The sequence below is a fragment of the Pseudomaricurvus alcaniphilus genome (assembly GCF_011440395.1).
In the GTDB taxonomy this organism is placed as follows: Bacteria; Pseudomonadota; Gammaproteobacteria; order Pseudomonadales; family Cellvibrionaceae; genus Pseudomaricurvus; species Pseudomaricurvus alcaniphilus.
Map to the genome: position 1 here is coordinate 380496 of NZ_JAAOIX010000003.1, position 7922 is coordinate 388417.

The 7922-nt window shown below is 57.9% G+C and carries 6 protein-coding genes; 5 read left to right on the forward strand and 1 reads right to left on the reverse strand.

The window, feature by feature from the left end; all coding sequences use genetic code 11:
- Nucleotides 1–130: 130 nt before the first annotated feature.
- Nucleotides 131–442, reverse strand: a complete 312-nt coding sequence (locus G8764_RS09955) for a hypothetical protein (RefSeq protein WP_166164471.1) — start codon at nucleotides 440–442, stop codon at nucleotides 131–133.
- 61 nt (nucleotides 443–503) lie between these two features.
- Here G8764_RS09955 and G8764_RS09960 point away from each other — a divergent pair, with 61 nt between their 5' ends.
- The 5 genes from G8764_RS09960 (at nucleotide 504) to G8764_RS09980 (ending at nucleotide 7914) form a co-directional block, all read left to right on the forward strand.
- Nucleotides 504–2591, forward strand: a complete 2088-nt coding sequence (locus G8764_RS09960) for a hypothetical protein (protein ID WP_166164472.1) — start codon at nucleotides 504–506, stop codon at nucleotides 2589–2591.
- Between the two features lie 47 nt (nucleotides 2592–2638).
- On the forward strand, nucleotides 2639–3601 hold the full coding sequence (locus tag G8764_RS09965; RefSeq protein WP_166164473.1) for a sulfotransferase family 2 domain-containing protein: 963 nt from the start codon (nucleotides 2639–2641) through the stop codon (nucleotides 3599–3601).
- Between the two features lie 92 nt (nucleotides 3602–3693).
- Nucleotides 3694–5973 carry a glycosyltransferase family 2 protein gene (locus G8764_RS09970; RefSeq protein ID WP_166164474.1) on the forward strand — a complete coding sequence of 760 codons (2280 nt, stop codon included), beginning with the start codon at nucleotides 3694–3696 and terminating at the stop codon, nucleotides 5971–5973.
- A 16-nt stretch (nucleotides 5974–5989) separates the two neighbouring features.
- A complete protein-coding gene (locus G8764_RS09975) occupies nucleotides 5990–6907 on the forward strand; it encodes a glycosyltransferase family 4 protein (RefSeq protein ID WP_166164475.1) in 918 nt (305 codons plus the stop codon).
- Nucleotides 6904–7914, forward strand: a complete 1011-nt coding sequence (locus G8764_RS09980) for a capsular polysaccharide export protein, LipB/KpsS family (RefSeq protein ID WP_207951803.1) — start codon at nucleotides 6904–6906, stop codon at nucleotides 7912–7914. The genes G8764_RS09975 and G8764_RS09980 overlap by 4 nt, the downstream gene beginning before the upstream one ends.
- Nucleotides 7915–7922: the final 8 nt, after the last annotated feature.

Sequence of the window (7922 nt, forward strand, 5' to 3'; positions counted from 1 at the left end):
ATGCATATAAAGCTTGGTTAACTGACGGATTGCTATCTCAGCAGTCACTGGCAAGCTGCTTGGGCCATTTACACTTTTCACACATTCCACAATCAAGTTGCTGGCTGCTCTTCAACTGGCTACTTGTGTTTTAACATAGCGTGGATTTCATGGCGTAGATTTGCAGAGCCAATGCCTTGTGGATCAGGCTAGAGCCCTGGAAACTGACAATTTTAACACCAATCAAACTTTCTACACTAACTAAAGAAGGCGTGACCGGCTGGATCGGGTTGGCTACCTGCAGTGCTTTGGTTTGGTGATCATTGGGGCTTGCGGGTGGTTGATTGTCCACCGGTCTGTTGGGTTTGTCAGCGGCTGTGACCCGGGTCACGTGCTGCCAAACAGCCCCGGGTTGCACTGCCTGACCGGTGCCGTATAATCCGTCGATTTGCGGGTCAGGCATATCCCCAAAGCCCGCCATGACTGGTACAGGCTATTTAAATGCTGGTGGATATCTGAGAATCTTGCGCAACCTGCCGTTGATCATTGTCTGGGCACTGTCTTTTGGCCTCACGGTCGCCAGTTCTCCCGGCCTGGCCGATGTTCAGGCACCTGTATCTAGCCCGCAGCAACCTGCAGGGGTAGACGCTGGCCTGGATAATCTGGCCGTATTCGATGGCCGTTTCCCCAAGGCTCTGTATTTTCGTTATGTTGCTCCGGGATCCAGCAGCGTGCCGAGCGCCGATGCCCATTGGGTCAAGCGCTGGCAGTATCTCGACGGCATGATTGTCAGCGCTTTGGATGACTTCACTTTCGATTTCCCGGACAAGGTTATCAGCAAGGTCGAGCTGTACAAGGCCACTTACCCGGACAAGCTGGCGTTATTGCATATCAACGGTAAATCCCGCTTTCCCCAGTTGACCAACCCGCGCCTGTCGCCGTTGCATTTTTTGACCTATGCCGGGGTCACTAGCAATTCCAGGCTGGAGCCGGCGGCGAGCAGTATTCGCCTGGGCAAATCCGGCCGCGCACAGGCGCGCATCTTCCAGGCCAGCACCGGGCGCGGAGGACGAGGCCGCGACGATCTGGTGATCACTGCCCTGACGCCCGCGGGCAAGCCGGATTGGCAACACTTCGAGTATGCCCGCTTGCGTTCAGTCAATGCCAAAACCGGTGAGTTGCTAATTGAAAGGGGGCAATACGGGACCAGCGCACGGCATTTTGACGGCTATTATATTGCGCCGCTGGTGACTTCCGGTCCCTGGCGGCCAAAGTCGGCGCAGATGGATTGGCTCTACAATTATTCATTGCAGAGCGCGACCCTGGCCGGAGTTCAGCCGGTGGCGCAGGTGCTAGCGGATGAAATTGGCGCCTGGTTTGCCAGCGACGGGGTGTTGCGGGCTTTCGATGGCCTGGAATTCGATGTCATGGTAGAAAACCCGGGCAATCCCGGCAGGGGGCGACCCACCGACATCGATTTCAATGGTGACGGCACCATTGACCAGTTGGATGCCAGGGTCAGGTCGGCATACGGTCCCGGGGTGGCAGAGTTCCTAAGACGGGTCCGGGCGGCGCTGGGGGATGGCAAGCTGGTCCTGGCAGATGGCCACAGGACCAATCACCAGCGCTCTGTCGCCGACTTGAATGGCATTGAAAGTGAGGGTTGGCCCCATCACTACGATCTGCAACTCGAGGACTGGTCCGGCGGCTTGAATCGCCACGCATACTGGGCTCAATTTGCCCGCCAGCCCCGCTTCAGTTATGTGCGCATAGGGGAGTTGTATGACAAGCAGCTGCGCAAGGTAGAAATCTCTGCCAATTTGCAGCGCCTGATGATCGCTGGCGCCATTCTTACGGGTTCGGCTATCGTTCCGTCTAATCGCAACGCCGGGTTGCCTTTCCACAAGTGGCCGGAATTGAGTGGCGGCCGCGGCGTCTATTCCAGCTGGCTGGGTAAGCCCCTGGCCGAGCCCGTCTACACTGCCACGCAGACGCCCAATTTGTGGGGCGAGGATGTGGTTGGCAGCGCCGGGCAGTGGCGCCTGAACGGCCGGCTGGGCTATGACAGCCGCGAGCAGGTGCTGCGTATGGGGCGGACAAAGGCTGGTAGCGCCAGGGTAGAAGTGGAACTGGCGATTCCGGCGTTTAGCGGCAGCGACCTGGTAATTGCGTTGGCCGCCTCTAATGCGCCGATCAATACGAATTCAGGGCAGCGGCCGCGCTTGTTAGAGGTAGAATTGAGCAGTGCCTGTAATTCGACCCAATCTATAATGAGTTGGCTGGGCGGCGAAACCTTCTCCTCGCGCTTCTATTTTAGCGACGTTAAATGGTCGAAAGGCTGCAGCGTGACCCTGCGAGCGGAGGGGGAGGGGGATGTTTATCTCCGGCGTGCCACTGTGCATGCCAGTCCGGATGTGGTGAGCCAACAGTTTGAACACGGTTTTTTGGTTGCCAATCCGGCGGACAGTACCCAAGCGGTAACCCTGGACAACGCCTACCCGGGGTGTCGGCTGCGGCCACTGGCCAGCGGTGCCGAGGTTGAGGTCGATGGGAGATCTGTCAGGCCCAAGGTCGCAGCCAAAGACGCGCTCTTCGTACGGGCTGATTGTTGATGGCTGGCCAGGGCGCTTGTTTTTGTTATGTTGAAGAAGATGTGTAAATGAAGTCAGATCATCCAATATTTTTTGTCCATATTCCCAAAACTGCGGGCACCAGTTTTCGCAAGGGGGCAGAGTCATATTTTGGTGGTGGAAACATCTGCTATGACTATTCAGTTAACTCCGCTGAAACCTCGTCACTGGTCAAGGACTTTATTTACGAGAGTAATGATTGCCTGGGCTTTTACCAGCAATTAATGGCAAGCAGTTCTAATTTACTTTCCGGTCACGTCAATGTGCACAAGTATATTCATGGGGTTGGCGCCAGAAATACCGTTACATTCTTACGCGACCCGGTCGAGAGAGTTGTATCGGAATACTGGCATTTCGTGCGCAACAATAATTATCCCGGTCCCCTTGAGTCGTTTTACAGAAAGCCGCAATTTATCAATAGGCAGCGCCGAATCCTGAGCAATATATCTCTGCCGCTGCTGGGAGTAGTAGGAATTACGGAGCAATACAACGAAAGTTTGGAAATCATCAATCACGCCTATAAGGCCGATATTCCCGGGCTTCGGTTGAATACTGGCAGTGAAGAAAAATCCTTTTCTTATGAGTTGACCAAAAAGCAGGAAGTGGAAATCAGGAAGCTGAACAAACCTGATATTCAGTATTACCAGCGAGCCAGGAAATTATTTAATCTGCGGCATGAGTTTTTTCGCAAAAATTTACCCTTTGCACACGGGGCGATCACGCAATCAAGCCCTAAAAGTGTTACAGGTTGGGCCTGGTGGGCGCAGTCCGATGCTGCGGTCGATGTGTTAGTGTATAAAAACGACCAGCTGTGTGGGCAAGCCGTCGCCAGCAGTTTGCGGCCGGGGCAGTTGCGCTACGGGCCGCCAAGAAATGGCTACGTTGGTTTTCATGTGGATTACCAGGCTGAATCCGGTGATGAGATTCGATGTGAGGTAGCCGAGACAGGGCAAGTGCTCGGTCAAGTGACTGTAAATGATGCCAAACTATAGTTGGGGGAGCAGGGTCTCTGGGAGATTGTTGAAGCCCCTCCGGCTTCGGCGCCACACCTGCCACCTGAAAAATAAATGTTGGTATTAGGTTAATGTTAGAGTATTTGTTGCTATTACTCCGGTTGATTCGTAACCCTGCCTGCGTTCCGCTGCGTGGCCTGCGCAAGCTGGAGGCTCGGAGGGACGACGCCAATGCGTTTGCCTGGCAGTCGCTTGACGAAGACCCGCAATTCAAGATCGATACCAGATTCTGGTGGCCCGGCTGGTACATGCTGGAAGTTGCGGTGAGCCACGATCAACCTGCCGGCACGGCATCCCTCTACATCGACTACGGCAATGATTTTAGCGCTGATTCGCGTATCGATTTACCCCTGAAACAGGGTGCCCTGTGTAAACGGCTGGTCTATCTGCCGGTGAAAGCCCGGGCGCTGCGCCTCGATCCGCTGGAGTCGACAGGGCAGTTTACTCTCAAAACCTGTCGCCTGGTGTGGTTGACGCCGAGCTTTGCGCTCAGTCGGTTGCTGCGCCGGCTGGCATACGTGCACCCGGACTATCGTGATTTGCCGACGGAGCTTGTATTTAAGCGCTTGAAGGAGTGTGCGGCGGCGCAAGGAGTGCACTGGCGGAGCTGGGCGCTGCGCAGTTACGAGGATACCTTTCTTTACTTCCTGCCCGAAAACAGCTACCGGCAATGGTTGAGTGAAATTGAAAACGCGGATCTGCAGCTGGATGCAGAAGTGCCGGAGCGACTGGGCGAGTTGGGGCGGCGGCCGTTGATTTCGATACTGTTACCGGTATACAACACCGAGCCCCAGCTGCTGGAGGCCTGTGTGCAATCGGTGTTAGCGCAGAGTTACCCGAACTGGCAATTGTGTATCGCCGACGACGCCTCAACCGATCGGCAATCCCGCGCGGCCCTGCAGCGGCTGGCACAGCTGGACGAGCGCATCGACGTGGTCTGGCGGGAAGAGAACGGCCATATTTGCGCGGCCAGTAATTCTGCCCTGGAGCTGGCTCGTGGCGAATATTGCGCGCTGCTGGATCACGACGATGAGCTCGCCAGGCACGCGTTGTATTACGTCGCTGAGGCGCTCAATGACAATCCTCAAGCCCTGTTGCTGTACAGCGATGAAGACAAGCTGGATCGCCAGGGGCGCCGGTACGATCCGCATTTCAAGTCGGGTTGGGACCCGGACCGCTTGTTGTCGCAAAACTATATCTCTCATCTCGGTGTATACCAGACCCGCCGCTTGCAGCAGATAGGCGGCTTTCGCCGCGGTTACGAGGGCAGCCAGGACCATGACCTGGTATTGCGTTTCAGCGCCGGCCTGGATCGACAACAGGTTGCCCACATTCCCCGGATTCTCTATCACTGGCGTGCGGTTGCCGGTTCTACCGCGTTGGCCAGTGGCGAGAAGGACTACACTGCTGATGCGGGGCTGCGAGCGGTGCAGGATTACCTGGATCAGCAGGCTAGTGGTGCGACGGCGGAGATGGGCATGGTGCCAAACAGTTACCGGGTTATTTGGCCGCTGCCTGAGCCGGCGCCACTGGTCAGTTTGCTGGTGCCTACCCGGGATCGCTGTGAAATTCTGCAGCCCTGTGTCGATGCTATTCTCGAGCGTACAGAATACCGCAACTTCGAACTGATTATTCTCGATAACCAGAGCCGCTGTGCGGAGACGCTTGCCTACATGGAAGAGGTGCGCCAGCGCGACAGCCGTGTGCGCGTCGAACACTGGGATCACCCGTTTAATTATTCTGCCATCAACAATTTCGGGGTGAGCGTGGCGCGGGGTGGGATTATCGGCCTGGTGAACAACGATATCGAGCCCATCAACGCCGGTTGGCTGACCGAGTTGGTTCGCCATGCCTGTCGCCCCGCGGTGGGCTGTGTCGGGGCCAAATTGTACTACCCCAATGACACCATTCAGCACGGCGGGGTAATTCTTGGTATTGGCGGTGTGGCGGGCCATGCCCACAAATACCGGCCGCGGGACGATTACGGCTATTTTTCCAGGCTGCAATTGGTGCAGAGTTACTCGGCGGTAACCGCGGCTTGCCTGCTGGTGCGAAAGTCGGTGTTTGAGCAAGTGGGCGGGTTGAACGAAAAGGACCTCAAAGTTGCCTTCAACGATGTGGACCTGTGCCTCAAGGTACGTGCCGCCGGTTACCGCAACCTGTGGACTCCCTATGCCGAGCTCTACCACCACGAATCGGTCTCCCGCGGCGAAGACAACAGCCCGGAAAAACAGCAGCGCTTCCAGGACGAGATCCGTTATATGCGCAAAACCTGGGGCAGTGAGCTGGATAGCGATCCAGCCTACAACCCCAACCTGACCCTGGCCTTCGAAGATTTTTCCCTGCGCTAAATGACCGGTGACGCTTATGAGTGAGGCCGCGTGGGTTATCGAAGAAAATGACAACTCTTCCAGTCATTTTTTTGTGCGGCCGCAACTGCAGCGCCTGGGACTGGAGTTCCAGAGCCAGCGCTTGCGCCAGTGCCCGCCAGCATCGACAGCGCCGCTGCCAGCCAGCCTGGTGTTTGTGCGCTACCTGACCCCGGCCTGGCGGCGGCTGGTGGAGGCGCGTCGCGACCAGGTTGAGCGTCTGGTGTACTTTATGGACGACGATCTGTTTGACCTGCGTGCCCACGCGGGTTTGCCACTGCGCTATCGCTGGAAGCTGTATAACCTGGCCTGGCGTCACCGGCAGTGGCTGCGCAACATGGGCGCTGAGTTGTGGGTGTCCACCGACTGGCTGGCGCAAAAATACACCGCCTGGCAGCCCGAGGTGGTGCAACCCGGTTCGCCTTATGCCGCAGTTCCGCCGGTAAAGACGGTATTTTATCACGGTTCAGCCTCCCACAGTGCGGAAATACGCTGGCTGTACCCGGTGATCGAGTCGGTATTGGCCCGCGACCCGCAACTGTGCTTTGAAATTATTGGCGACCAGAAAGTGCGGGCCATCTTTGCCGGCCTGCCGCGGGTACACGTAGTGCATCCCATGCGCTGGCCGGCGTACCGGGCGTTTATCAGTCGCAGTGGCCGCACCATTGGCCTGGCCCCGCTGCTGGACCAGGCCTTTAACCGCTCCCGGGCACCGACCAAGTTTTTTGACATCACCCAGGCCGGGGCGGCAGGTATCTACGCCGATCACGCGGTCTATCGAGGGCGAGTCGAGCATCTGCATAACGGCTTGCTGGTGCCGATGCAGGTGGAGGCCTGGGCGGACGCGATTCTCCAGTTGAGTAACGACGAGGCGCTGCGCCAGTCGCTGCTGCAACAGGCGAGGGCAGCGCTGTGAACGCAGGGCCACAGCCGGGCCGAGAGGCGGTCAAGATGATCGGTTACTTTTCCTCAGGTATCGGCCGCCTGCCGCATCTGCAGCAACTGCTCGAAGCCCCCTGCCGCAGGGTCCGTTGGCTGGGGCGCCAGCGTGACCTGACTCACATTATGGGCTGGGGGCGCAAGCCCACCGCGGCGCGGGCGCGCCGTTTCGCCCGCGACCGGGGGTTGCCGTATATTTCCATTGAAGACGGATTCCTGCGCTCGGTGGGGCTGGGGGTTGAGGGTGCTGCCCCACACAGCCTGGCGGTGGATTACAGTGGCATTTATTACGACGCCACAGGCCCCAGTGACCTGGAATCGCTGATTATCAATGGGGATTTTGACGAGGCAGAGCTGGCCCGGGCGGCGCGGGGCATCGAGCTGATGCGCACCCGGCGCCTGTCCAAATACAACAATGCCGCGGATCACTATCGCGATCCCCGTTTGCAGGGCAGGGCGGCGGTGCTGGTGGTGGACCAGACCTTCGCCGATCCATCGGTTGCCTGCGGCCTGGCGGATGGGGCGAGCTTTGCCAATATGCTGGACAGCGCCATCGCCAATCACCCCGAGGCACAGATTCTGGTCAAGGTGCATCCCGATGTGCTGGCGGGAAAGAAGCAGGGCTACCTGGCCGAGCTGGCCCAGCGGCGGGATTGCCTGCTGCTGGATGCCGATATATCGCCCTGGGCAGCCCTCGACCTGGTCGATGAGGTGTATGTAGTGACCAGCCAGATGGGTTTTGAAGCGTTGATGGCGGGTAAAATAGTGCACTGCTTCGGGATGCCGTTCTATGCCGGCTGGGGGCTTACCCGGGATGCGCTGAACTGTCCGCGGCGCGGGTTGAAGCGCCCCCTGGCACAGGTGTTCGCGGCGGCCTATTTACGCTACTGTCGCTACGTCGATCCCCTTACCGGGGAGCGCTGTGAGTTCGAACAGACGGCGCAGCGATTGGTCGCCCTGAGGGAAGGCGGGAAAAGGGGATAAGTGGCTGT

What these genes read in the sequence shown, in the direction of transcription:
- G8764_RS09955 (WP_166164471.1), bottom strand. Translation starts at nt 442, where the DNA reads ATGCCTGACCCGCAAATCGACGGATTATACGGCACCGGTCAGGCAGTG.
- G8764_RS09965 (WP_166164473.1), top strand. Translation starts at nt 2,639, where the DNA reads ATGAAGTCAGATCATCCAATATTTTTTGTCCATATTCCCAAAACTGCG.
- G8764_RS09970 (WP_166164474.1), top strand. Translation starts at nt 3,694, where the DNA reads ATGTTAGAGTATTTGTTGCTATTACTCCGGTTGATTCGTAACCCTGCC.
- G8764_RS09975 (WP_166164475.1), top strand. Translation starts at nt 5,990, where the DNA reads ATGAGTGAGGCCGCGTGGGTTATCGAAGAAAATGACAACTCTTCCAGT.